General features: G+C 65.2%; 20 protein-coding genes. 12 read left to right on the top strand and 8 right to left on the bottom strand.

Going from position 1 to position 24,891, the window contains the following annotated elements:
- Positions 1-63: 63 nt before the first annotated feature.
- Both OIS50_RS02680 and OIS50_RS02675 read right to left on the bottom strand, forming a co-directional pair.
- Positions 64-819, bottom strand: a complete 756-nt coding sequence (locus OIS50_RS02680; protein WP_264692788.1) for a superoxide dismutase — start codon at positions 817-819, stop codon at positions 64-66.
- Between the two features lie 59 nt (positions 820-878).
- On the bottom strand, positions 879-1,628 hold the full coding sequence (locus tag OIS50_RS02675) for a PD-(D/E)XK nuclease-like domain-containing protein (RefSeq protein ID WP_264692787.1): 750 nt from the start codon (positions 1,626-1,628) through the stop codon (positions 879-881).
- Between the two features lie 175 nt (positions 1,629-1,803).
- Between OIS50_RS02675 and OIS50_RS02670 the strand changes: the two genes are divergently transcribed.
- Both OIS50_RS02670 and OIS50_RS02665 read left to right on the top strand, forming a co-directional pair.
- Positions 1,804-2,352 (top strand): nucleoside/nucleotide kinase family protein, encoded by a 549-nt coding sequence (locus tag OIS50_RS02670; RefSeq protein ID WP_264692786.1) that lies wholly within the window; start codon positions 1,804-1,806, stop codon positions 2,350-2,352.
- A gap of 126 nt (positions 2,353-2,478) precedes the next feature.
- A complete protein-coding gene (locus OIS50_RS02665; protein WP_264692785.1) occupies positions 2,479-3,081 on the top strand; it encodes a TlpA family protein disulfide reductase in 603 nt (200 codons plus the stop codon).
- A 93-nt stretch (positions 3,082-3,174) separates the two neighbouring features.
- On the opposite strand, the gene OIS50_RS02660 is transcribed toward OIS50_RS02665, so the two are convergent.
- Positions 3,175-3,402 (bottom strand): YgaP family membrane protein, encoded by a 228-nt coding sequence (locus tag OIS50_RS02660; protein ID WP_264692784.1) that lies wholly within the window; start codon positions 3,400-3,402, stop codon positions 3,175-3,177.
- 99 nt (positions 3,403-3,501) lie between these two features.
- Positions 3,502-4,989 carry a L,D-transpeptidase scaffold domain-containing protein gene (locus OIS50_RS02655; protein WP_264692783.1) on the bottom strand — a complete coding sequence of 496 codons (1,488 nt, stop codon included), beginning with the start codon at positions 4,987-4,989 and terminating at the stop codon, positions 3,502-3,504.
- A gap of 285 nt (positions 4,990-5,274) precedes the next feature.
- Between OIS50_RS02655 and OIS50_RS02650 the strand changes: the two genes are divergently transcribed.
- The 4 genes from OIS50_RS02650 (at position 5,275) to OIS50_RS02635 (ending at position 8,541) form a co-directional block, all read left to right on the top strand.
- Positions 5,275-5,724, top strand: a complete 450-nt coding sequence (locus OIS50_RS02650) for a globin family protein (protein ID WP_264692782.1) — start codon at positions 5,275-5,277, stop codon at positions 5,722-5,724.
- 166 nt (positions 5,725-5,890) lie between these two features.
- Positions 5,891-6,718: a universal stress protein gene (locus OIS50_RS02645; protein ID WP_264692781.1), complete on the top strand. Its 828-nt coding sequence runs from the start codon at positions 5,891-5,893 to the stop codon at positions 6,716-6,718.
- A 62-nt stretch (positions 6,719-6,780) separates the two neighbouring features.
- Complete coding sequence (locus tag OIS50_RS02640) at positions 6,781-7,614, top strand: universal stress protein (protein WP_264692780.1); 834 nt, start codon at positions 6,781-6,783, stop codon at positions 7,612-7,614.
- A gap of 51 nt (positions 7,615-7,665) precedes the next feature.
- Positions 7,666-8,541, top strand: a complete 876-nt coding sequence (locus tag OIS50_RS02635; RefSeq protein WP_264692779.1) for a universal stress protein — start codon at positions 7,666-7,668, stop codon at positions 8,539-8,541.
- 95 nt (positions 8,542-8,636) lie between these two features.
- Here OIS50_RS02635 and OIS50_RS02630 read toward each other — a convergent pair whose 3' ends face one another.
- Positions 8,637-9,392, bottom strand: coding sequence for a DUF305 domain-containing protein (locus OIS50_RS02630; RefSeq protein ID WP_264692778.1), 756 nt, complete (start codon positions 9,390-9,392; stop codon positions 8,637-8,639).
- A gap of 894 nt (positions 9,393-10,286) precedes the next feature.
- Between OIS50_RS02630 and OIS50_RS02625 the strand changes: the two genes are divergently transcribed.
- Both OIS50_RS02625 and OIS50_RS02620 read left to right on the top strand, forming a co-directional pair.
- Complete coding sequence (locus tag OIS50_RS02625; RefSeq protein ID WP_264692777.1) at positions 10,287-12,395, top strand: ATP-binding protein; 2,109 nt, start codon at positions 10,287-10,289, stop codon at positions 12,393-12,395.
- Between the two features lie 103 nt (positions 12,396-12,498).
- Positions 12,499-13,149: a sce7726 family protein gene (locus OIS50_RS02620; RefSeq protein WP_264692776.1), complete on the top strand. Its 651-nt coding sequence runs from the start codon at positions 12,499-12,501 to the stop codon at positions 13,147-13,149.
- Between the two features lie 159 nt (positions 13,150-13,308).
- Here the strand turns inward: OIS50_RS02620 and dinB are convergent, their stop codons facing one another.
- Positions 13,309-14,391 (bottom strand): DNA polymerase IV, encoded by a 1,083-nt coding sequence (gene dinB / locus OIS50_RS02615; protein ID WP_264692775.1) that lies wholly within the window; start codon positions 14,389-14,391, stop codon positions 13,309-13,311.
- A 441-nt stretch (positions 14,392-14,832) separates the two neighbouring features.
- On the opposite strand from dinB, the gene OIS50_RS02610 reads away from it, so the two are divergent.
- The 4 genes from OIS50_RS02610 to OIS50_RS02595 all read left to right on the top strand — a co-directional run bounded on the left by OIS50_RS02610 (position 14,833) and on the right by OIS50_RS02595 (position 23,682).
- Entirely contained in the window at positions 14,833-15,849 is a 1,017-nt protein-coding gene (locus OIS50_RS02610; protein ID WP_264692774.1) for a DUF2157 domain-containing protein, read from the top strand.
- Entirely contained in the window at positions 15,830-17,047 is a 1,218-nt protein-coding gene (locus tag OIS50_RS02605) for a hypothetical protein (RefSeq protein WP_264692773.1), read from the top strand. The genes OIS50_RS02610 and OIS50_RS02605 overlap by 20 nt, the downstream gene beginning before the upstream one ends.
- A 708-nt stretch (positions 17,048-17,755) precedes the next feature.
- Positions 17,756-22,630 (top strand): T9SS type B sorting domain-containing protein, encoded by a 4,875-nt coding sequence (locus tag OIS50_RS02600; protein ID WP_264692772.1) that lies wholly within the window; start codon positions 17,756-17,758, stop codon positions 22,628-22,630.
- A gap of 80 nt (positions 22,631-22,710) precedes the next feature.
- The gene (locus OIS50_RS02595) at positions 22,711-23,682 is read left to right on the top strand and encodes a PorP/SprF family type IX secretion system membrane protein (protein ID WP_264692771.1); all 972 of its coding nucleotides are present in this window, start codon (positions 22,711-22,713) and stop codon (positions 23,680-23,682) included.
- A 28-nt stretch (positions 23,683-23,710) separates the two neighbouring features.
- Here OIS50_RS02595 and OIS50_RS02590 read toward each other — a convergent pair whose 3' ends face one another.
- Together OIS50_RS02590 and OIS50_RS02585 are read right to left on the bottom strand one after the other, a co-directional pair.
- Complete coding sequence (locus OIS50_RS02590; RefSeq protein WP_264692770.1) at positions 23,711-24,316, bottom strand: hypothetical protein; 606 nt, start codon at positions 24,314-24,316, stop codon at positions 23,711-23,713.
- A gap of 2 nt (positions 24,317-24,318) precedes the next feature.
- Complete coding sequence (locus OIS50_RS02585) at positions 24,319-24,819, bottom strand: RNA polymerase sigma factor (RefSeq protein ID WP_264692769.1); 501 nt, start codon at positions 24,817-24,819, stop codon at positions 24,319-24,321.
- Positions 24,820-24,891 lie beyond the last annotated feature (72 nt).

Here is a 24,891-nt window from a genome sequence, read left to right as displayed (position 1 = left end):
CAAAACAAAAAACCGCTCCCAAACCATCAGGAGCGGCTTCTTACCTAGGGGCTATGTGCAGCCTCAGCCTTTGGCTTTGCGGGCTTCGTCGTAGCGCTTGCCGGCTTCGCTCCAGTTTACCACGTTCCAAAAAGCGGCCACATAGTCGGGCCGCTTGTTCTGGTACTTGAGATAGTAGGCGTGCTCCCACACATCGAGGCCGATGAGCGGGGTACCGCGCTGAATGCCGGGTAGGTCCATCAGCGGGTTGTCCTGGTTGGGCGTGGAGGTAATGGCCAGCTTGTTGGCCTTGGGGTCATGAATGAGCCAGGCCCAACCCGAGCCGAAGCGGCCGGTGGCAGCCTTGGCAAACTCCTCCTTGAACTTATCGAACGAGCCAAAATCTTTGGTGATGGCCGCGGCCAGCTCGCCGGTGGGTTGGCCGCCGCCCTTTTGGGCCATCAGCTGCCAAAAAAACGAGTGATTCCAGTGGCCGCCGGCGTTGTTGCGCACGGCATCGGGCTGCTTACTAGCCGAGGCCAACAGCTGCGCCAGCGACATTTTCTCGAGCGGCTTACCGGCCACCGCCTCGTTCAGCTTCGACACGTAGGTTTTGTGGTGGGCGTCGTGGTGGATTTCCATGGTACGCGCGTCGATGTGCGGCTCCAGCGCATTGTTGGCGTAGGGCAGCGGCGGCAGCGTAAAGGGGCCGTCGGCAATGGGCGTGGCGCGGGCTTCGCGCAGCAGCTTTTCGTCGCGGGCGTGGGCCAGCAGGCTGGGGCTTACCATGGCGCCAACAATCGTCAGCAAACCGTTCTTCAGAAAATCTCGCTTAAGCATCGTGGTACGGATGAGGAGGTGAACAGTGGGGCAACTAAAACCGCCGCCGGGGTGGCGGATCAGGCAAGGGTATCGGGCGTGGTGTCGGGGTCGTCTTCCTGCTCGGGCGGGGTGTGGCCCAGCTCCAGCACCACCTCGCGCACGGAGGGGTGCAGGTAGTCGGGCAGCTTGCTAGGGTCGAGCAGGCGCAGCAAGCGCAGGTATTTGGCGCGGCCTTCTTCGAGCATGTGGGGCGGCACTTCGAACACGAATACGTGGAAGGGTTCTACCTTCTGCACCCCTACCAGCAAGAAGCGTTCCGCCCGCAGCGCATCGGAGTAAAACGCGGCCTGGCGGTCGTAGTCGTAGCCGGAGCATTGCGCCACAAAGTGGTGGTAGTCGCGGGCAATGGTGGTTTTGAAATCGATGATGGTGTAGGGCTCACCGGGCACGTTGTACACCAAATCGGCGCGCAGCTTGCACATGGTGCCGGTAATGGGCTCCGTAAACACGCAGCTGGGCTCGGCCACGCCGTTGTCGATCATTTCGCGCAGGTCGTCGCGCAGGCGCACGCCCTCCACCAGCCACCACACCAGCGTGTCGTTTACGGCGGGGTAGCTGGGCACGTACTGGTCGGGCTCGAGCAGGGCCGTATGAAAAGCCGTGCCGAAGCTAAGCGCCGAGTTGCCACCCGATTCGCGCCGGGGTCGGCCGTTAAGCGCATCGCGCAGCTTCGAGAGGTCGGAGTTGGCAATGGCGGGCAGGGCGCGGTAATCGTCGTACGAAAGGCGCAGCAGATCGGGGCGGCGGTAAGGGGTGTTTTCGGGCATAGCGTAGTGCAATGTACTACGCTTGCGGCGGCTGGGTTGTGTGGGCGGGGGCGCCAACAACGGCCCGGCCAAAATTCAGCCAGGCTTGCGCAACTTTGCAGCTTGCGCCGCGGAATAAAGCCCGGCCGACTGCCCAACGCAGTTGTTTCTTCAGCACTACTCCCCTATTCTCCCTATGCTTCAGCTGATTGGCCTTGCGGGCAAACGTGGCAGCGGCAAAAACACCGTGGCCGAACTGGTTCAGGCAATGCAACCCGAGCGCAACTGGCAAATTCTGGCCTTTGGCGATGGTATAAAGGCGGTCAGCGCCGCACTGGCTTCCGAGCCTACGCAGCCCTACTACAGCCAGGAAGGCAAGGCCGAATTGCTGCCGGTTTTTGGGCTAACGCGCGGCGAACTGCTGCAGCAAGTAGGCGGCGCGCTGCGCGCGTGGCGCCCGCAGGTTTGGATTGAAGCCCTGCTGGCCGCCTTGCCCGCCGACAAGCCCGTGGTGGTAGCCGACCTACGCTTCCCCGACGAGGCCGAGGCCATCCGGAGCCGTGGCGGCGTGGTGTGGCGCATTGAGGGCGACCCGCTGCAGCAGCGCGGCGACGGCACCCGCGACGACAACCACCCCAGCGAAACCGCCCTCGATAATTACGCCCACTACGATGCCGTGCTGCGCAACACGGGCTCGTTGCAGGATTTGCAAGCGCAGGTGCAGGCGCTGCTGGCCGAAGTGTAGCACGGAAATCCGTTGGCTACGCCGACCTTCGGTTGCGCAACGCGCCCCTAGGTGCGTATGCGTAATTGCCCCGCAACAGCTAGCGAGCCGCGGAACCGATTGCCGTGCTACCGCAATTAAGTATCGATGAGAAACCTGCTCACTACCCTTTGGCGGCCGCTACGCCGTTCGGCTTTCGTTACGGTTCCGCTGGCGTTGTACCTCACGGGCTGGCACACCGAGGTAATCGGGCGGGTGCAGCAAGCGGTGCTGGCTACCGGTCTGCTGGCGCCTACCCTGCCCGATACGCCGCCGGTCGCGGAGGCCAAAGTCGATTACTCGTTGCCGCTGCGCACGCTCGATGGCCGCCGCATTACCCTAGGTGAGCTGCGGGGCCGGGTGGTGGTGCTGAACTTGTGGGCCACGTGGTGCCCGCCGTGCGTGGCCGAGATGCCCAGCCTGCAGCGCCTGCACGAGCAGCTGCAACCCGGCACCGACCGCATTTCGCTGGTTCTGCTTTCCGTCGACGACAACCCCGAGAAAGTGCGCAAGTTTGTGGCGCGGCGCGGCTTTACCATGCCTGTTTACACCCTCGCGGGCGACGTACCCAGGGTGTTCGACACGCAGTCCATTCCCACCACGTTCATCATCGCGCCCAACGGCGACATTGTATCGCGGCACGAGGGCATGGCGCAGTACGACAACCCCAAAATGCTGCAGTTTTTGCGCAAACTGCAACAGCAGCGGTAGGCACTTGGGCCGGGCAGGAAGAGCATCAACCGCGCCCGGGCAACCAGGAATAGCTGCCTGCATGCTGCCCAAGGCGGGTGGCAGGCGCGCTACCTAGGGCGTTACCTCCAGCTCGTCGCGGCCGTCTTCCGTCGAGATGTCGAGGATGGCGTAGATGGGGCAATAGGCAGCGCCGCCGGTTAGCAAAAAGATACCGCCGAACACCAGCAACAGCACCAACACCGGCTGGCTGGCGCCAATGGGCAGCAGCGCAATCAGTATCAGAACGGCGCCCACCGCCAGCCGAATCTCCCGATCCAAAGTTCCCACATTCGTGTCCATAGCCGTAGGTGCTTTTAGTTAAACATCTAACCATAAGTTAGATGCTGCGGCACTGAAAATCAACTACTTTCTCTTAAAATTACCACAACCCCAGCCGGACTACTGCAGGGGCCGGGTTGCCCAAAGGCGCGCCAGGCGGGCATCGCGGCCGTACACGTCGGCATAGGTGCGCAGCTCCCCACCCTCGGCGGCACCGGTGGCGTAGCGAATATGAATGGGCAACGGCTTGCGCAGGTGGTAATGCCGGGGCCGGGGCTGCCGGGCGCACTCGGCCTCGGAGGGCAGCTGGGCGCTGCTGCGGCCCTCGCGCTGCAACAGATAAGCCGCAAACTGCATGGGGTGCTCCAGCCGAATGCAGCCGTGGCTAAAGGCGCGCTCGGGTGCCCGAAAGGCCTCGCGGGCCGGGGTATCGTGCAGGTACACGGCGTAGGGGTTGGCAAACCGAAACACCACGTTGCCGAGGGCGTTGTCGCAGCCGGCGCTTTGCCGAATAAGGTACGGGAACCGCGCGGCCGATACCTGCTGCCAATTGATGCTGTATGGATTAAGCACGGCGCCTTGCTCGGAGTACAGCGCGTAGTTGTGCTCGGCCAGGTACCCGGGGTTGCGCTGCAGGCGGGGCAGTATTTCGCGGGTGGCAATGGAGCGCGGCACGTACCAATCGGGCGCGGTGGTGAAGTAGCCGATGCGGCTGCTGAGCGTGGGCGACGGGGTTTCGGGCTTGCCGATAACTACGCGGTGCGTGGCCACCACCCGCCCCTGGCTGATTACCTGCAGCTCGTAGGCTGGCAAATTGATCAGCACGTACGCCGTATCGGAAATGGGCTCCTGGCGCCAACGCTCCAGGCTGAACGCGGCACTGCTGAACTGGGGCTGCTGCCATAGCTCCGCGGGCTCCCATTGCTGCTGCGCGCTCAGCCAGCTGGCCAAAGCGGCTTGCAGCTGCCGGTACTCGCGGTTGGCGGGTTGGCTTTGGCGCAGCACGGTGGCAAAACCTTGCTCCTGCAAAGCCTGCTGCAGCCCGGCCACCGGGCCCGTGGGCTCCGGCCCGCCCGGGGCCGGTGGTGCGGTGGCCCGCATGCGCCCGCGCTGCACGTGCGCCAACACCTGCAGCATAGCGTCGGTAAGCAGCAGCTCGGTGCGGGCCTGCTGCCCTAGGTTGGGGGCGGCCTGCTGTGGCAAAGAGTCGCGCAGGGCTTGCAGCGCAGCAAAGTGGTAGTGGCGGCGGTCGAGGCCGTACGCGGCGGCGCGGGTAAGCAGCTGCGTTGCAGAGTCGGCCAGCGGCACGGCCTGGCCGGCGGCACCGTGCCAGGCCGGGGCAAAGTTGCGCCGGGCATAAAAGGCCTGCACCTGGGCGTAGGCCCCTAGGTGCGGGTGGGCAGCGGCGGAGTCGGTGAGTTGCGTGCGCAGCCGGTGCTGCAGGGCCGTATCGGGCGGGGCGGGTGCGGGCGGCGCCAGCGCGGGCAAAACCAAGGCTACCGGGTTGGGCGTGCCGCGCAGGGCCAGCAGCAAGGCGGCCGCGCCCAGCAATACCAAGCCCCCGAGCAGCGCCCGAACGGCAGGATTACGGCGGAGAGTATGAAACATCTGAAAGACGTGGCGCCGGCAGGCGCTGGTGTTGCCGCCTATTATACCACGGCGCAACTAGCAGTAAAGTTTTTGTCAAAAAAATGACATAAATCAGTGTATTAGTACTCTGCGAATGTCATATTTGTAAAGCGCCGAATCGCATCATCTGCCCTGCGGCGCAGGTGGTTTTGGCCTGCTGAATCTTTGCGCGGCGCCTCTGCCCGTTTGCGCCGCCGCGAGCCTGATGCCGCTCCGGGTTCCGTTGCTTTTGCTTACGCGTGTTGTTCCTCTCAACCAGTTACCATGCCTGCTTTAGCTTCGCTCATGGGCCAGCGCCCCACGGCCAATCCCAAAGCCTTCGTACACGACCTGTACCGCCGCATCAGCCTCGATGCCATGCTGCGCCCGCTTTTCGGCGACGCGGCCAGCCTTGCGCGCGTGCCGCAGCCCGATTTGGTGTACCTGTTTTGGGAAAGCGCCATGCAAGGCAGCTGTTACGAAGGCCGGCCTTTTCCGCGCCCGCAACCCGTGCCCCACTTGCTGGCGGCCTTTGGGCGGTGGCAGCAGGTGCTGGCCGAAACCCTGGATGCCCACTTTCCGCGCCACCAAGCCGACGAGCTGAAGGCCCGCACCGCCAACCTGGCCCTGCTGCTGCAGCACCACCTGCTGCACCGCCCGCAACCCGCGCGGCAGCACGCCCGCCGGCACGCCACCCGGCGCGCGGCCGCGCCCGTGCACAGCCACGCGGCCTAAGCCCCTGGGGCCCAAAGCGGCCCGCCCCACCTAGGGCCTCGCCGCTCCTGCGGGCGGCCGGGCCGCACCCCTCGGGGCAGATGCCGGGCCCCGCCGGCACATTCGCAACGTCACGCTTTCCAAACGCACGCGGCCGGGCTGCCGGCTAACCAAGCACCCAAGCCCCATGACGCCTTTTCCTTCCATCATCGTTCTTACCGACTTCTTCGCCGTTTCGAACCGCGCGCTTTCGTACGCCGGCGAGCTGGCCGAGCCCCTGGGTGCGCAGCTGGTGTTGCTGCACGTGCAGCACGATGCCCTGCTCGACCCGGCCGAGCACGGCCCGCACCGCACCCGGCGCGAAGAGCACAAGGCCGCGCATCAGCTGGTGCAGCTGGCCGAGCAGCAGCCCGTGCCCGCCGTAGCCGAAATTTCCGACGCCTTTCTGCCCGATGCCATTCGCGAATCGGTGGAGCACCACCACCCGCTGATGCTGGTGCTGGGCCGCCCCGGCACCGCCAACACCCCCTCCGACCTGGTAACCGGCGCCACCATGGATCTGATGCGCACCGTGCACCGGCCGCTGCTGGTGGTGCCCACCGTGGGCTGGGGCACCGTGCCGCCGCGCCGCCTGGCCATTGCCATCGACGACAGCGCCTTTACGCTGATGCAGCACGACGACCTGGTGCGGCGGCTGCAAACCTGCCTGGGCGCCAGCCTCAGCCTGGTGCACGTGGCGCCCCCGCACGAGCCCGAGCCCACGCCCGAAAGCCTGCTGAAACTAACCAGCGCCGCCGGCATCAGCTCCGAAATACCCGCCACCAGCGTGCACACCGTGTACCACACCGAACCCGCGGCGGGCATTTTGCAGGCGGCCCACGAGGTAAAAGCCGATTTGCTGGTGCTGGTGGCGCGGCGCCGCAGCCTGTTTGGCAGCCTGTTCCATCGTAGCGTAACGGCGCAGGTGGTGGCCGAAAGCCCCGTGCCCGTGCTGCTGCTGCCCGCCGCCGAGTAGGCGCGCTCGTTGCCCGGTTGCCCCTTCGTTGTTTTCCCTCTCTTCCTCAACCAACCACCCGTATGTCTGCTTCCCTGATCGTGCTGATGGACTTTTCGCCGGGCGCCGAGGCGGCCCTGCGCTACGCCACCGGCCTGGCCCGGCAGCTTTCGGCGCGCCTGGTACTGCTGCACCTCTACCACGACCCCTTGCTGGTAACCGAAACCGCGCTCGTAACGGTACCCGTGGAGGCGTATTACCAAAGCCAGCAAGAGGTAACGGAGCATTTGCAGCGGCTGGCCCAAACCTTGCCCGTACCCGCCGAGGTGGCCGTGGCCGCCAACACCATTCCGGAGGTAGTAGCCGATGCCGTGCAGCGCTACCAGCCGCTGCTGCTGGTGGCCGGCCGCGAGCACACCGACAATTTCCTCGACCGGCTCGTGAGTAACCTGGCCCTGCCTTCGCTGCGGGCCGTGCGCTTTCCGCTGCTGCTGGTGCCCGAGCGGCTGCCCGAGCCCAAGCTGCCCACGCGCGTGCTGGTAGCGGCTGATCAGCACCCGTTTCAGCTCAAACACACCTCGACGAACACGAAGGCCCTGTTTGCGGCCCTCAAGGCCGAGCCGGCGGTGGTGCACGTAGCGCCCGATGGGCCACCGGCCGCTGCCCAGGCGCGGGCGGCGCTGGCCTACGTGCGGCGCACTGGCCTGTTTGAGCAAGTGCCCGACAACCGCCTGTACGAAGTGCGCGACGAAGACCCCGCCGAAGGCATTGTGCAAGCCGTGGCCGATTTGCAGGCCGATATGGTAGTGGTGCTGGCGCGGCCCCACTCCTTTTTCGGCGGCTTGTTTCACCGCAGCGTTACGGCCCAGGTAATGAGCCACAGCCCCGTACCGGTGCTGGTGCTGCACACCCAGTAACCTACTTAGGCGCATTTTCAGCCCAGCCACACCCGCCAAGCCATACCAGCCATGCCACAACTTACCGCCCAACCCAAGCCCGCCAAGCTGGCCGCGCCCCTCGGCACGCCGCTGTCGCTGATTGTGCTGACCAACTTTTTCCCGGCGGCGCACCGCGCCATCCGGTACGCGGCCGAGCTGGCTGCGCCCCTGGGGGCGCAGCTGGTGCTGCTGCACGTGCGGCAAGCGCCTGCCCTGGCCGACGACGACGCCACCGGCCCCGAGTGGCTGCACGATGCGCACGAGCGCGACGGCGAGCTGCTGATGGCCCTGAATGCCCTGGCCGACGAGGTGTACGTGCCCACCAGCGTGGAGCTGGTGCCCAGCCTGCAGCCCGATGTCGCCCTCGACCTGGCCAAGCGCTACCAGCCCGCCCTCTTTGTGGTGGGCCGCGCCGCCACCGAGCTGGCCGAGCTGAGCGCCGCCGTGCTGCAGGTGCTGCGCACGGGCCGGTTTCCGGTGCTGCTGGTACCCGAAACGTACCGCGGCACCTCGTGCCCCACGCAGGTAGCCATAGCCGCCGACGGCGACGCCTTCCGCCTCGACGATGCCGCCACCGGCGCCCGGCAGCTGCTGGCCGAGCTGGAGCCCGACCTCACGGTGGTGAACGTGTCCATCATCGAAACCGACGATTACTGCCTGGCCGCCCGGTATCAGGTAGAGCAAAGCGGGCTTTGCGAGGGCGCGCGGCAGGTGCATACCCGCGCCTTTCAGCACCTCTCCACCGCGCACGGCCTGCTGCAAGCCGTGGAGGCCACCAAAGCCGATTTGCTGGTGCTTATTGCCCGCCGGCACAGCGTGCTGGGCGAGCTGTTTCAGCGCAGCGTAACCGACCGGCTGATGCAGCTAAGCCCCGTACCCGTGCTGGTGCTGCCCGCCCACGATTAAGCCTTACCGCACGCCCCAAAGCCCGCCGGACGGCCACGCACCTAGGGTTTGCGTGGCCGTCCGGCGGGCTTTGGGGCGTGCGGCGCCGAGTTGGCTTACCGCTCGTTTTGCTGCAGCCAAGTTTCGAGCTGGGCCAGCGAGGCAGTTTGCTCCGAAGCCAGGCGCTGGGCCAGTTTTTTCACCTCGGCATCGCGGCCGTGGGCCACTACGGCGTTGGTGAGGGCAATGCCGCTTTGCGTATGAATGCGCAGCAACCGGGCAAAGTCCACGTCAATCTTCTCCGACGACACCAGCGGCTGCTTCATGATGCGCATCACCCCAATCAGGCGGGCTTTGTAGGGGTCGGTGGCGTCCTGGGGGTTGTAGGTGGGGCGCGCGCCCGCCAGGCGCTTGGCCGTTACGCGCAAACGCTCGGCCTGGGCCGGGCGCTCGGCAACAATCTGCTCGGCCAGGCGCCGCAGCTCGGGGCTTTTCCCATCGCGCAGCTGCACGCGGGCCAGATCCACGGCGCCCACGGCGTGCTCGGCCATCATGGCGGCAAAGTCGTGGTCGGCGTTGCCGGTGGTGCGCACATCCGCCAGGCGCCGCGCATCGTTGTTGAGGGCCACGGTAAGGCTGGCGGCCGCCTCAACCACGGCCGGGTTCAGGGTGCTTTTGCCCGATGCGGGCGCCGGGGCCGCCGTGGGCGCAGCCGAGGCCGTAACAGGCGCCGCCGTATCGGCTGCTATGGCCGCGCTGGCCGAAACACTATCCCGATCAATCACCCGATCGGGCGTGGAACGAACCTGATCGGTACGGGTGCAGGCAACAGCAGTGGCCAAAGTGGCAAGCAACAGGTAGTGGCTTTTCATGCGCATGGTACGGATAATATGTTGTGCAGGGTGTGCGTGTACGGCGCTTTGGCGCAGGAGTTAGCGGCTAAATTGTTGATCTTAAGCTCCATCAACCAAAACTTAAGGCCCCGAACGCAGGCCGCGGGCTGTCGGTTCAATCGGGCCGCACCAGGCCCTAGGTGCCCGATGCCGGGCGGCCCCCAGGCACCTAGGGCTTGCGGGCTTAGTGCGCTCATTCTGGCTTGGGGCGGGCGCCGGTGGCGTTGCCCGAAAATGAGGAGGACTGCCACCGGCGGATGTAGGTCCTAGGTGATGCTTAGCTTGGTTGCGGAAGGCAGCAAAGCCGCATGCGCTAATTAAGCCTGAAGTTGAGCCCTTCTGGTTTATTCCATTGATTTACAATAAACTAATAAACACCTACGGAAACCTCGTTAGCAATTATCAGCCTGGCCAAGTGCCCGCTGCTGCCATCCCAACCAACCCGGTACGCACGGCTGAAGACCACTTGGCTGCCCCGGCCAACCGATAGCGCCGCGCCTGCTGTGGCGCGGCGCGAGCTGAAAGCTGCTGCCAGCACCGGCCCCGGCTAGCCGAAAGCCAAGCCCTGTTTTGTTGCCAATAACTTCTATTTTGTACCCGATTCTGCTCCCTGCTTTCCTTACCGAATACGGCTACCGCTTCCGGTTCTTCAGCAAATGATTGTTACACAACCGCTAGCATAAATCTCCGAGCATTCGGCCACCACTACCGCTACCCCACCCGTTTGTGCGCGCTATTGCATTTTGCTTTTTCAGCGTTCTGCTGATTCAACTTTTTTGTGCCTTGCCGGCCCATGCCGGCCGGAGTTACTGGGTCACCAGTTACGACTCGCTGCGCAAGGCGCTGCCCCGGCAGCAAACCGACAGTGCGCGTATGCGTACCCTGGTGCACCTGCTCGATTTGGTGGAGCTTACCGAGGCTCGGGGGCGCGAAGAAGCCGTGCCGATGATTGACGAGCTGCTTGCCCTGAATGCCCGCACGCAGCTACTCGACGATACCCCCTACCGGCTGCTGCGCCGGGGCGTGGTGCTGTGGCAAAAAGGCGGCAACGACCAGCAGGCCCTCGAAATCATTAAGCAGGCCATTGCCGAGTTCGACCGGCTCGAACACCCCATTCCGCGCCTGCTCATCGACCTGGCCCCGCTTTACAACCGCCTGCACCAATCGCAGGAGCGCTACGCCTACTTTCGGGACAAGCTGGCTTACTACCGCCTGCACAACTCGCTCGAAAACACCGCCTCCTGCTACCTCGTCATCAGCGGGTACTTCCGGCACATGGGCGCCTACAACCAGGCCATCAGCTACAGCCTGCGCGCCGCCGATTTATTCAAGCAGTTCGACCCGAAATACCACGTAAACGAGCTGATGGTGGCCGGCTCGCTCTACGCCGACTGGGGCAACGCCCAAAAGGCCCTGCAATACCTGGGGCAAGCCATGGCGCTGGAGGATAAGTACGGCGTGGAGGGGCTGCAGCGCTTTTACACGGTGCAGTCGCTCTCGAAGGTGTACTTGCAGGAAGGCGAGCTGACCGATGCGCTGCGCTACGCCAACCTGAACCTGCAGGAAGTAACCCAGGCGCAAAACCCGCTGCAGAAACAAATTTGCCTGGCCTACGCGCTGGTTCAGAAAAGCGCCGTGACGATTGCCCTGGGCCGGCCGCAAGAGGCCCTGCCCATGCTGCAGCGCGCCCAGTACCTGGCCGATTCGTTGCAGCTGCGCATTTCGGGCCGGCCGGGCGAGTTTTTGCTTGATGCTACCTGGGCCAAGTACTACCAGGCCACGCGGCAGGCCGGCCAGGCCGAGCAGCACTGGCGCCGGGCTTATACCAAAGCCACGGCCGGCCGCCTGAAAATTTTGCGCTACCGCGTGCTGCGCGACATCATCGGGTTTTACGCGGCGCAGCAAAAGCCCGCGCAGGTGCAGCAGTACACCGAGCTGTATTTGGCCCTTACCGACTCGATGCACCAGGAGCAAAGCGCGTTTTTGGTGGCGCAGTACGAGGGCGAGCGGGTGGAGCAAGCCCAGAACACGCGCATTGCCGCGCTTCAGCAGGCGCAGGCCATTCAGGAGCTGCACCTGCGCCAGCGCAACCGCCTGCTGGTTATTGCCCTGCTTGCGGTGGTGCTGGTGTCGGGGCTGGGGGTGTTTTTGTACCGCCAGCTGCATATCAACAAACGCACGCTGGCGCAGCTCAGGCAAACCCAAAACCAGCTGGTGGCCGCCGAAAAATGGGCTTTTGTGGGCGAGGTATCGGCCGGCATTGCGCACGAGCTGCAAAACCCGCTCAACTTCATGAAGCGCTTTGCCGAGGTGAGCACCACCATGATTGACGGCATGCCGCAGCAAGGCGCCCACGCCCACAACGGGCAACCGCTGCAGCAGGAGATTTTGGCCGGCCTGAAGAAAAACCTGCAGGAAATCAGCCAGCACGGCCTGCGCGCGTCGTCTATCATCAAGGACATGCTGGAGCACTCCCGCTCGGGCACCGGCCAGCGCGAAGCCACCGACCTGAACGCCCTGGCCGCCGAATACCTGCGCCTGGCCTACGAAGGCGTGCAAACCCAGGACCCCAACTTCCGGGCTACGCTCACCACCGATTTCGACGCCAGCCTGGGCGAGGTGCAGGTTGTGCCGCCCGACTTGGGCCGCGTGCTGCTGAACCTGCTCACGAACGCCTTTTTTGCGGTGCGCAAGCGCCAGCACCTGAGCCCCGGCAACGGCTACCAGCCCGAAGTGCGCATCAGCACGCGGCGCACCGCGGCGGGCGTGGAGGTGCGCGTGCGCGACAACGGCACGGGCATGCCCGAGGCCGTGCGCCAGCGCGTGTTCGAGCCCTTCTTCACCACCAAAGCCGTGGGCGAGGGCACCGGCCTGGGCCTTTCGCTCAGCCACGACATCGTAACCAAAGGCCACGGCGGCAACATCAGCGTCGAGAGCAAGGAGGGCCACTACACCGAGTTTGTGATTACGCTGCCGGCCTAGGTGCCCGGGGCCGCACGCCAGGCGGGCACCTAGGGCGTGCGGGCGGGGTTATCTTTGCGGCCGTGCCGCCCCCGCGCGCCGGCCGGCACGCCGCTTCCCCCGCATGAACGACCCCGAAATCCGAGCCCTGCTTTACCCGCTGCTGCAAGGCGGCGTGTACGTGGATGAGCTGCCCACCAGCACCACCCGCGCCGATGTGGTGCACATTACCGAGCACTACATGCACGGTTTCGAGATAAAAGGCGACCACGACACGCTGCAGCGGGTGCCCAAGCAGCTGCCCTGTTACACCAATGCCTACGACCTGGTAACGTTCGTCGTCACGGAAAAGCACCTCGACAAGCTGCTCCCGCTGCTGCCCGCGTGGGTGGGCGTGCTGGTGGCCACGCCCGCGGGCCTGCGCCCCCACCGCGCCCCGGGCTACAACGCCACCGTGCAGCGCGGTGCCGTGGCGGGCCTGCTGCGCCTCACCGAGGTAAAAGAGTTTCTGGCCGACCTAGGGCTGTACCACGTGGGCCTGCTGCGCCGCCGCGACATTACCAAGCTGCTGAATACGGCCCACTCCATTCCGCTCTCGCAGCTGGCGCAGTTTGTGCGCACCCGCCTGATGCAGCGCATGCCGCAGCGCCTGGAGGCCCGGGCCGAGCGCAAAGCCGAACGCCTGCGCCAACCCGCCCGCCGCCGCAAAAAGCCCAAACCCAAGCGCGCCACAGCCACCAAAAGCCGCGTGCGCCGCGCCGCCGGCAAGCCCTAACCTGGGTGGGCGGTAAGTACAAAGCCCGTCGTGCTGAGCCCCGTCGAAGCGGTAGAGATGCTTGCCTAACGGCGACCTTCGGTTCGACGGGGCTCAGCATGACGGGCTAACAGCATGCGAGTGCCGCTTGCACCTATTGCTCACAGTGCCCTAGGTAGCTTACAGATCGAGCACCAGCTGGCGGCCCACCAGGTCGTCGGTGTTATCGAGGTTGGAGAGCGACACCCCCAGCAGGCGCACGCCTTTGGGCAAGGGCAGCAGGCCCGCCAGCAGCTCCAGCACCAGGCGCTCCAGCAAAGCCTGCGAGCTGATGAGCGCAAAGCTGGTGCGGCTGCGGGTGATGAGCTGGAAATCGGCGTATTTCACTTTCAGCGTAACGGTGCGGCCCAGTACCTCGGTGCGCTGGCAGTACTCCCACACTTCGTCGAGGGAGGGTTGCAGGCCGGCCACCAGCTCCTCGTACTCCGTCAGGTCGTGCTCGAAGGTGTTTTCGGAGCCCACCGATTTGCGCACGCGGTCGGCTACCACGGGGCGGTGGTCGATGGCGCGGGCAATGGCGTAGTAGTACGAGCCGGCCTTGCCAAAGTGCTGCCGCAGCCACTGCTCGGACTGCTGCCGCAAATCGGCCCCGGTAAAAATGCCCAGCTGGTTCATGCGCGCGGCCGTAACGGGCCCGATGCCGTGAAAATCGCCCACCTGCAGCGGCTCCACAAACGCCAGGCCTTCGTGCGGCTTGATGACGAACAAGCCGTTGGGCTTTTGGTAATCGGAAGCCAGCTTCGCCAGAAACTTGTTGTACGACACGCCCGCCGAGGCCGTCAGCTGCGTCTGCTCGAAAATGCGGGCCCGGATTTGCTCGGCAATGCGCGTGGCCGAGGCCATGTGCTTGAGGTTGTGCGTCACGTCGAGGTAGGCTTCGTCGAGCGACACGGGTTCGATCAGCGGGGTGTATTCGGCAAAAATGGCCCGCACCTGCCGCGATACTTCCTTGTACACCTCGAAGCGCGGCTTCACGAAAACCAGCTGCGGGCATTTGCGCTGCGCCACCACCGAGGGCATGGCCGAGCGCACCCCAAACTGCCGGGCCTCGTAGCTGGCCGCCGCCACCACGCCCCGCTCCCGCGAGCCGCCCACGGCCACGGGTTTGCCGCGCAGCGCGGGGTTGTCGCGCTGCTCCACCGAGGCATAGAACGCGTCCATGTCGAGGTGAATGATTTTCCGGTGTGCTTCGGCCGCTTCCACGTGCTGTTGTCGAGGTTACGAAGTTACACCCGGGCGGCTTGGTATGCCAGCCGGGGCAGTTGGCGCGAGGTGAAGCAACAAACTGGCGCGCGTCTTAGCGCTTTCAGCGCGCGACTCGTGCCCGAGCATGGAGGGGAGTCTCCAGACTCCCGGGCGTTGCACGGCACCTGGGGCACGGCATGCCCGCGTGAGGTGCCTGCCCTTTCAAAAGCCACCGGCACCTAGGCCGCGTCGTTCACGGCACGGGAGTCGGAGACTCCCAACCATGCTCAGGCACGAGTCGCGCGCTGAAAGCGCTAAGACGCGCGCCAGTTCGCTCACGCCAATTCGCCAGCTCGGTGCTCAGCCGCGCCACTTGCCCTAGGTGCTTCCGAACCGAACAAGCCTTGGCACCCCAACGCATCGCCAAAAGCCTATATTGGTGGCCGTTATCCCCTGCTTATGGACCCCAACATCCTGGCCTCGCTGCAGCAGCGGCAAATCATCGCGCCGGAGCACGCCCGGGCGCTGGCCGAGCACGAGCGCACCCGGCCGTTTTCGTTGTACTTCGAGCTGCGGGCGCTCTTGTCGTTGGGCGTTACGCTGCTCAGCACGGGCCTGGGCATCTACCTCTACCAAAACCTCGACAGCATCAGCCACGCCGTGATTGTAGCCGGTATTGCGCTGGTGTCGGCGGCGGGGTTTGGCTACGCTTACTGGCGCCGCCAGCCGTTTACCTGGGCCGAGGCACCCAGGGCCTCGGTGTTTGCCGATTACGCCCTGCTGCTCGGCTGCCTCACGTTCCTCACGCTCGAGGGCTACCTGCAGGCGCAGTACGGCGTATTCGGCGCGCGCTACGGGTGGCTGCCCTTGCTGCCCGCGCTGCTGTTTTTCGGCTGCGCCTACCGTTTCGATCATCGGGGGGTACTGGCCATGGGCATTACGGCGCTGGCGGCGTGGGTGGGCCTGGCCGCCGCCCCGGCCGATGTATTCAGGCAAAACGACTTTTCGGCGCCTTACCTCGATGTGGTGGCCGTGTTACTGGGTCTTGCGCTAGTGGCCGCCGGTGTGGCCTCGGAGCGCTACCAGCGCAAGCCGCACTTTGCCTACACCTACGTGCTGATGGGCAGCAACCTGGCCTTGCTGGCCGCCCTTACCTCGCTGTTCCGCAGCTCCTACGAAACGGCGCACCTGCCCGCGGCGCTGGGCGTGGTTTTGCTGCTGGCGTTCAGCGCCGGGCTGTGGTGGTACGGCCGCCGCAGCCACTCTTACTTGTTTGTGCTGCTGGCCGCGCTCTACGGCTACGTGGCGGTTACTTACGTCTTCATCGAGCTGATTACCGCCATCGACAGCAGCCTTATTTCGGCGCTGGCCTTTTACTGCGCCATGCTCTACTTCCCGGCCTCGGCGGCGGGCGTTATCTGGCTCCTGAAAAACATCAAGAAAATCGTGCGTGGCCATGAATCCGAAGGCTTATAACCCCGCGTGGAGCTTTAACCAGGAGGTGCGCCGCCGGGCCCGCCGCTGGCTGAAAACCGGCCTGCTCTCTGAGGTGCAGGCCGCGGCCATTGTGCAGGCCTACCCGCTCGATTTCTACCAACCCAACTTCTTCATCAAGGTTGGCCTGTTTCTGTTCACGTGGTTTGGCTGCTTTATGGCGGGCGGCTTGTTTCTGCTGATTTTCGGCAGCACCCTTTCCGACAGCCATTTAATAGAGTTTGAAGGCGTGCTGCTCGTCGATTGCCTGCTGCTTGGTGCGGGCACCGTGGTGGCCCTCGATGCCTTCATCCGCAGCTCGCGCCTCTACCACTCCGGCACCGATAACGCCCTGCTGTACTTCGCCCTAGGTGCTTTTCTCACGGCCCTGGGCTTGTTCTACGACCACATTCTCGGCCTGCCAATCTTTGACGACGCGCTCATCGGCCGGGGCGTGTTCTGGCTGCTGCTGGTGCCGGTGGTGGCCCTGCTGCTGGCCGCCGTGGTGCGCTACGCCGATGCCCTGGTGGCCGCCGTGTGCTACCTCGCTATACTGCTGCTGGTGGCCACGTTCACGCTGCAGTTTGCCCTGGGCAAAGTACTGCTGCCCTTTGTGCTGATGCTGGTTTCGGGGGCCGCGTACGGGGCGCTTCAGCAACTCAAGCGCCGCCCCGATTACCTGTACTACCGCACCTGCATCAGGCTTACCTCGGCCCTGGCGCTGGTTACGGCGTACCTGGGCGGCAACTACCTGGTGGTGCGCGAGGCCAACGCCGCGCTCAACGATTTGCCTACCTCGGTGCAGATCGGCTTCGCGCCGCTGTTTTACGTTTTCACGGCTGCTATTCCGGTTGCGTACGTGGTGCGCGGTCTGCAGCGGCACAACCGCCTGTTGCTGCACGTAGGCCTGCTCGCGGTGGCGTTTTCGCTCTACACGGTGCGCCACTACCGCTCGGTGCTGCCGCCCGAAGCCGCCCTAACCCTAGGTGGCGCCGTGCTGGTGCTGCTCTCGGCCGTGGCCCTGCGCTACCTGCGCCAGCCCAAACACGGCCTCACGGCGGCCCCCGTTCAGGCCGCCGACCCGCTGAACCTGGAGGCCTTGGTTACGGTGCAGCTCAACAAACCCGCCGTACCCGCCGAGCCGGCCTTTGCATTTGGCGGCGGCCAGGCCGGCGGCGGCGGTGCTACGGGCAGCTACTAAAAGCTTATCGGGATTGTGTTAAAACTATCCGCAGCACGTCATGCTGCGCTTGTCGCAGCACCTCTACCGCTTCGCCTGAACGTCATGCCGAGCCCCGTCGAGGCATCTCGCGTGCTGATGCCGGATAGTAACTAATCAGGGACTGTCATCCTGAGCCAAGCGAAGGACCTTATCACGTTGGGCCTCACGGGCCCCCTCCGGGGCACGGCCCCTCTCTAAAAGCGAGGGAGCAGATGCCATCCAGCGTCAGCACGCGAGATGCCTCGACAAGCTCGGCATGACACGACCTAGGGAAAGTCGTTCTCACGTGAGAAGGCCCTTCGGCTAGCGCCTCAGGATGACAATACTATCCAGCGAGGTGTCTCGGCTCCGCTCGACATGACGGGCTGTGACTATCTCAGACGAAGCAGTAGGGATGCTTCGGCTGCGCTCACCAATTCAGCCACGAAGCACTTGCCACGGCCACTAACCCAAAGAGCCTTAGCAAATAAGCCCGAAACCCGCCCAAAACCGGGCTGAAAGCTCATCTGGCACTATTTAAACATTACATTGCATAAACCTGACGAGCAGTGTGTAGCTTAGGGACATTGGTGGCCGCGCTTTGCCAAGCGTTGCGGCTCGCCAAGCTCCGATCCTGCCGGGCAGTGGAGTGATGCTTTTTTGCTGAGTACCCGCTTACCCGTCCGGCTACTTACCACCTGCCTCGCTATGCCCGCTGAGCTCTACCACCCTGCCCAAACGGATACCCCCAGCACCTGTCGGCCCGTTGCGAAACCTGCCCTGCCCGCCCGCCACGGTTGGCGGCGCGCCGGGCGCCGGGCGCAAGCGGCGGCCGGCTGGCTGCTGATGCTGTTGCTGCTGCTGGCTGCTGCCCCCGCCGCCCACGCCCAGGCGCCCACCCCACCGCCGGAGTGCAGCGAGGACGAGAAGTATATCAACAACTGGTACTTCGGCTACAAGGCGGGGCTTGATTTTAACGAGGCCACCGACTCCATTCCGCCGAAGGTGCTGACCGACGGGCAGATGGTGGCGCCCGCCGGCTCCGGGGTGATGTCGGATGGCACGGGCGCCTTGCTGTTCTACAGCAACGGCGACACCGTTTGGAGCCGCAACCACAGCATCATGCCCAACGGCACGGGCCTGGGCGGCAACCGCCTTACCACCGACGGCCCGCTGGCCATTCGCAAGCCGGGCATTGTGCCCGCGGGAAGCCCCCGTACCTACTACCTGTTTACGCAGGATGCGCAGGGCGGCCCCAAAGGGCTCAGCTATTCCGAAATCGTGATTCCGGCCGGTGGGCAGGGCGAGGTGGTGGCCGCCACCAAAAACACACTCCTGACGCGCGGCACCGCCGAGAAGATGACCGCCGTGCAGCACAAGAACGGCTGCGATGTGTGGCTGATCGTGCACGGCTACGGCCCGGCCACCTCCGGCACCGAAAACCGCGGCGACGCGTTTCTGGCCTACCGCATCACGCCGGCGGGCGTGCAGCTACCACCCATCATTTCTCAGGTGGGGGCGCGGCACCTAGGGCCCCAGGGCTACCGCGGGCAGATGAAAGTAACCCCCGACGGCGAGCAGCTGGCCGTGGCCCGCTACAGCGAAACCCTGGGCGACAGCAGCAGCACCGTGGAGCTGTTTGCTTTTGATGCGGCCACGGGCGTGGTCAGCAACCGGCGCGTGGTGGACAGCGGCGCGGGGCGGTATTACGGCGTTGAGTTTTCGCCGGGCCGCTCGCGCCTCTACGCCACCGTGCTTAGCCCGCCCCAGCTGCTGCAGTTCGATTTGACGGCCACCAACATACCGGCCAGCAAGCAGAGCATTCCGCTTAAGCAAACCACCCCGGTAAACCTGGGCTCGATGCAGGCCGGCCCCGACGGCAAGATTTACGTGGCCCGCGAAAACCAGACTACGATTGGTTTCATCGCCTACCCCGACTCCCTAGGTGAAGCCATTGCCTACGCCGACGACAGCCTGACCCTGGGCGGGCGCCGCGGTGGCCTGGGCTTGCCCAACTTCAACCAAAGCTCCCTGCTGCGGGCGGGTATCGGGGCCGAAATCACGGCTTGCCGGCAGATTACCTTCCAGGCCAGTTTTGGGGTGCAGGCGCCCAACCTGGTGTACTCCTGGGACTTCGGCGACGGCACCAAATCAAATCAGCAAAACCCCGTACATACCTACGCCACGCCCGGCGACTACACCGTTACGCTGCGGATAACCAACGAATGCTTTTGCCGCGAAACCAGGGGCATTATCCGGGTACCAAACCTACCCGACCCCGGCAGCATTGCGGCCCCGCAAACGGTGTGCGCCGGCACTGCACCGGCACCGCTTACCAGCACCGCCCCGGCCACGAGCGACGCCGGTTTGCCGGTAGTGTATCAGTGGCAGTCGTCGACGGATAACGTCAATTTTACACTCGTCGGGGCTACCGGCGCAACGTATCAGCCGCCTGCCAACCTGCCCGTTGGCATTACCTACTTCCGGCGAAGCGCGCAGCTGCTGTTGCCCAGCGGCACGGGCCCGTACTGCGACCCGCGGGCTACCGCCTCGGTGGCCATCACGGTGCTGCCGTCCCTGAATGCCGGCACCATTGCCGCCAACCAAACCATTTGCGCCGGTGCTACGCCGGCCCCGCTCACCAGCACCGTACCGGCTTCGGGTGGCGCGGGCACGTTTACCTACCGCTGGGAATCGTCGGCTGACGGTGGCACCACCTGGACGCCCGTTCAGGGAGGTACTGCGGAAACCCTCACGCCGGGGCCGCTCAGCGTCACTACTTCGTTCCGGCGGCAGGTTACGTCGGGCCCTTGCCCGGCCCCGCCTACCAACATCGTTACCATCACCGTATTACCTGCCCTTACGGCCGGCACCATCGCCGCCGACCAGACCATCTGCGCGGGCGCTACGCCGGCCCCGCTCACCAGCACGACCGAGGCCTCGGGCGGTACGGGCACCATCGCGTACCAGTGGGAGTCGTCGGCCGATGGCAACAGCTGGACGGCTATTGGCGGCGCTACCGGCCCCACCTTCGCGCCAGCCGCACTTAATGCCACCACCTTTTTCCGCCGGCAGGCAAGCTCGGGAAGCTGCGCACCGGTTGCTTCCAACGTGGTAACCATCAGGGTAGCGCCGGCTTTGGCGGCTGGCTCCATTGCCGCCGACCAGGACATTTGCCCTGGTGCTACGCCGGTGCCGCTCACCAGCACCGTGGCTGCTACGGGCGGCACGGGCAGCTACACTTACCAATGGCAATCGTCGGCCGACGGCACCGCCTGGACGGACATTGCAGGCGCTACGGCCGAAACCTTTGCGCCGGGCCCGCTCACTACTACTACCTACTACCGCCGGCAAGTGCGCTCCGGCCCCTGCGGGCCCGTAGAAACGCCGGCCGTCATCATCCGGGTGCTGCCCCCGTTGGCGCCGGGCAGCATTGCCGCCGACCAAACCATTTGCGCCGGCACGGCGCCCGCGCCGCTCACCAGCACGGCCCCGGCCTCGGGCGGCTCGGGCACCTTTACCTACCAGTGGCAATCCTCGCCCAACGGCAGCACCTGGGCCGATATTCCGGGAGCCAACGCGGCTACGCTGGCACCGGGCGCGCTTACGGCTACCGCTTACTTCCGCCGCATCAGCACCAATACCTGCGGCAGCGTGGCCTCGAACAGCGTTGTTATCAACGTGCTGCCGGCCCTTACGGCTGGCAGCATTGCCGCCAGCCAAACTCTGTGCTTCGGCGCAACACCGGCGCCGCTCACGAGCACAGCGGCTGCCAGCGGCGGCGCGGGCACCATCGCGTATCAGTGGGAGTCGTCGGCCGATGGCACCAGCTGGACGGCCCTTGGCGGTGCCACGGCGGCTACGTTTGCGCCCGGTCCGCTGTCGGCCACCACCTACTTCCGCCGTCAGGCAACGGCTGGGGTTTGCGGACCGGTGCCTTCCAACGTGATTATTATCACGGTGTTGCCGGCCCTCACGGCCGGCAGCATCGGCAGCCCGCAAACGGTTTGCCTAGGTGCCACGCCGGCCCCGCTCACCAGCACCACGCCTGCCTCGGGCGGCACGGGCTCGTTTGCCTACCAATGGCAGTCCTCGCCCGACAACTCGACCTGGACCGACATTGCCGCTGCCACCGCCGAAACGCTCACCCTAGGTCCGCTTACCGCCACCACGTACTTCCGGCGGCTGGTAACCTCGGGTAGCTGCACGGCTCCGGCTTCAAACTCGGTAATAATAACTGTACTGCCGCCCCTGGTAGCGGGTGGCATAGCGGCCGACCAGGACGTTTGCGCAGGCACGGCCCCGGCCCCGCTCACCAGCACGGCCCCGGCCTCGGGCGGCACCGGCACGTTTGCGTATCAGTGGGAATCCTCGGCCGATGGCACCAGCTGGACGGCTATTGGCGGCGCCACCAACGAGACGTTTGCCCCCGGCCCGCTATCGGCTACCACGTTCTTCCGCCGCCGGGTAACCTCCGGCACGGGCAGCTGCGCCACAGCCTTCTCGAACGTGGTGCGGGTACGGGTTGAGCCGCTGGTTACGCCCGCCGTAAGCCTGGCGCAGCCGCCCGTGCAGTGCCCGGGCACGCCGCTTACGTTTACGGCCGTGGCCACCAACGCGGGAGCCGCGCCTACTTTCCGGTGGTTTGTGAACAACGCGGCCGTGGCCACGGGGCCCACCTTCGTCAGCAGCACCGTGGCCACCAACGACGTGGTGCGCGTGGAGGTAACGCCTACTGCGGGCCTGTGCAGCACCGGGCCGGCCACTGCAAGCGTTACGGTAACGCGCACGCCCACGCCGCCGCCCACCCTGGCCATTGCCGTGCAGCCGGGCGGGCCGGTTTGCCTGGGGGCGCCACTTACGTTTAGCATTGCCAGCGTAACCAACCCCGGCCCCGCGCCCGAGTACCAGTGGCAGGTGAACGGCACCGACGTACCGGGCGCCACGGGGCCGGTGTTTACGAGCACCACCCTGCGCGAGGGCCAGACCGTGACGCTGCGCCTGCGCACCACCAACGTGTGCGCCCAGCCGGTAGCGGCCGTGTCGAATGGCATACCGGTGCGCATTCAGCCGCCGGTTGATGTGGATGCCGGCCCCGACCGCGAAATTCTGGCCGGCAACTCCGTGCGGCTGGAGGGCCGCGCCGATGGCAACTACCCCGTGCGCTGGACGCCCGCTACGGGCCTGACCTTCCCCGACAACGACCCGCTCCGGCCGCTGGCCGCGCCCACGGTTACCACCACCTACACGCTTTCGGCCGGCGAGGGTGGCTGCGCCGACAGCGACCAGGTGACGGTAACGGTGCGGCCGCCCATCCGCATTCCGAACGCCTTTACGCCCAACGGCGACGGGCGCGACGACACCTGGCAAATTGAGTTTATTGAGCAGTTTCCGGAGAATACCGTGAGCGTGTTCAACCGCTGGGGCAACCGGGTGTTTTCGGCCAACAACTACGGCCGCTCCAACGAGTGGCGCGGCGACATCAACGGGCAGCCGGCGCCGGTGGGCACCTACTACTACGTGGTGGTGACGAAGGGGCCGCTGGGCCGCTCGTACAGCGGCTCGATTACCATTCTGTACTAACCCCCTAGGTGCTGCCGGGCCGGTGGCGGCGCGGCAGCAGCACCTGTTTTCTGGACTGGCTTTAAGCCCCCCGTACGGTTATGAAAAGAGCTTTACCCCTACTGCTGCTTCCGCTGCTGCTGGCCGCCGCGCCGGCCTGGGCTCAACAGCAAGCGCAGTACAGCCAATACATGCAGAACAGCTACCTGCTGAACCCCGGCGCCACGGGCGTGGAGGACTACATCGACGTGAAAGCCAGCCACCGCACGCAGTGGGCCGGCCTGGAGGGCTCGCCCAAAACGTACTACCTCACGGCCAACTCCTCGCTGGGCAAATGGCGCAGCACCAGCAAGCGCACCCTCCGCGACCGGCGCCGGCCGTTTCATGCCATCGGCGGCATTATGTACCGCGACGTAACCGGGCCCACCAGCCGCTCGGGCTTTTATGCCTCCTACGCTTATAACCTGGTGCTGCGGCCCGATTTGCGCGCGGCCCTGGGTGCCACGGTGGGCCTGCAGCAATTTGCCGTCGATGGCTCGCAGCTGCAGTTCTTCGACCCCACTACCGTGGCGCCCAGCGCCGCCTCGCGGGTGCCCGATGCCAACGTGGGCCTGTGGGTGTATAGCTCGCGCTTCTACGTGGGCGTGTCGGGGGCGCAGCTGCTGGGCAACCGCCTCAACTTTGCCTACGGCCCCAACCAGCTGGAGTCGGGCGCGCCGGGCAACGTGCTCAAGCGCCACTACTTTCTGACGGGCGGCGTGCGCGTGCCGCTCAGCCGGGATTGGTCGTTTGTGCCCTCGGTGCTGCTGAAGGCCGTGAACCCCTCGCCGCTGTCCATCGACCTGAACGCCAAGGTGAAGTACCAGGATTTGCTGTGGGCCGGCGTATCGTGGCGCGCCTTCGACTCGGTGGTGGCCATGGCGGGCCTCAGCTACGAGCAGTTCACCCTAGGATACTCCTACGATGCCGGCCTCTCGGAGCTGGCGGGCTACCACGGCGGCAGCCACGAGATATTGCTTGGGCTTCGGATCAAGAAAAAAGCGCAGGCCGTGTGCACCAACCGGTTCTGGTAAAGGCGGTTGCCCGAAACCTGTGCGGCCCTTAGGCTTCTGCGTTCAGGTCGTGCAGGGTGCTTTCGAGGCGCGCCAGGTGCTGGCCGTACGAGTGCTTGTAGTGCCAGCGCAGGCACAGGTGTACCATCAGCAGGCTAACCATAATTGTCAGAACCAACCAAATCCAAACCCTAGGTTGAATTTCAGGGGGCAGCGTAGGCAGCACATAGTGCACCATGCCGGCCAACACTACTACCGCTACCATCGCCGTAAGCCACATGCTCAGCTGGTAATTCAGCCGCAGCAGTTGGCGTAGCTGGGCAATGTGCGGTGGCAGCACCTGGCGCAGCGCGCCAAGCGGCTGGCGCATGCCGCGGAGCAAGGCCAGCTGCCGGTAATGATAGAGCACCGTAACCAGCTGCAGCCCAGCCAGCAAGCCACCCGCCCAGGCGGCATAGCGCCAACTGAGCGAGAATACCCAAAGCATAATGGGCACGCCGAACAGCACCGCACCGATTAGCTCGGCCCAGGCGTTGCGCTGCATTTGTGCCACCGGAAAGCTAAGTGCACTGCTGGGGGCAGCAGCCGGAACGGCGGCGTTTGGGGCAGCTACGTGCTGTTGCTGCCAGTTGCGGCTGAGGCGGTCTAGGTCCATGGTTAGTGCGGGGGTAATAGTTGACGGAGGCGTTGCAGGGCGCGGTGCATTTTCACGCGCACGTTGTTCACGGTGATGCCCAGGATGTCGGCTATTTCGTCGTCGGGCCGCTCTTCGAGGCGCAGCAGCACCAGGGCTTTGTCGACATCGGAAAGCCGCTCGATGGCGGCGTAGAGTTGTTCCAGCTCGTCGGCATCGGGGCCGGCAGCGTTGGGAGCGGGCAGTTCCTGGGCAGCGGTGTCGAGCCCACTGGCGGCGGGGCGACGCCGCTCTCGGCGCAAAGCCGAAATGGCCACGTTGAGCGCAATGCGGTAGAGCCAGGTGCTGAGCTTGGCGCGTCCCTGGTACTGGGGCCAGGCCTGCCACAGCTGCAGCACCACCTCTTGGTACAAGTCGCGCTGGTCGTCGGGCGAAGCCGGGCAGTACAGGCGGCACACACGCCAAAGCATGGGCCGGTACTGGGCTAAGGTTTCGACGAAATCGGGCGGGGCTACCAGCGGCATAGCGGTGTGGTTTGGCTTATTAGTCGCCGCTCGGCCCAAAAGATTACACCCACGCCCGCAAAAACCTGCGCT

Source organism: Hymenobacter sp. YIM 151858-1 (assembly GCF_025979705.1).
Lineage (GTDB): Bacteria > Bacteroidota > Bacteroidia > Cytophagales > Hymenobacteraceae > Solirubrum.
The sequence above is the reverse complement of the archived record's forward strand: the minus strand, read 5'-3'. Positions and strand labels throughout refer to the sequence as shown.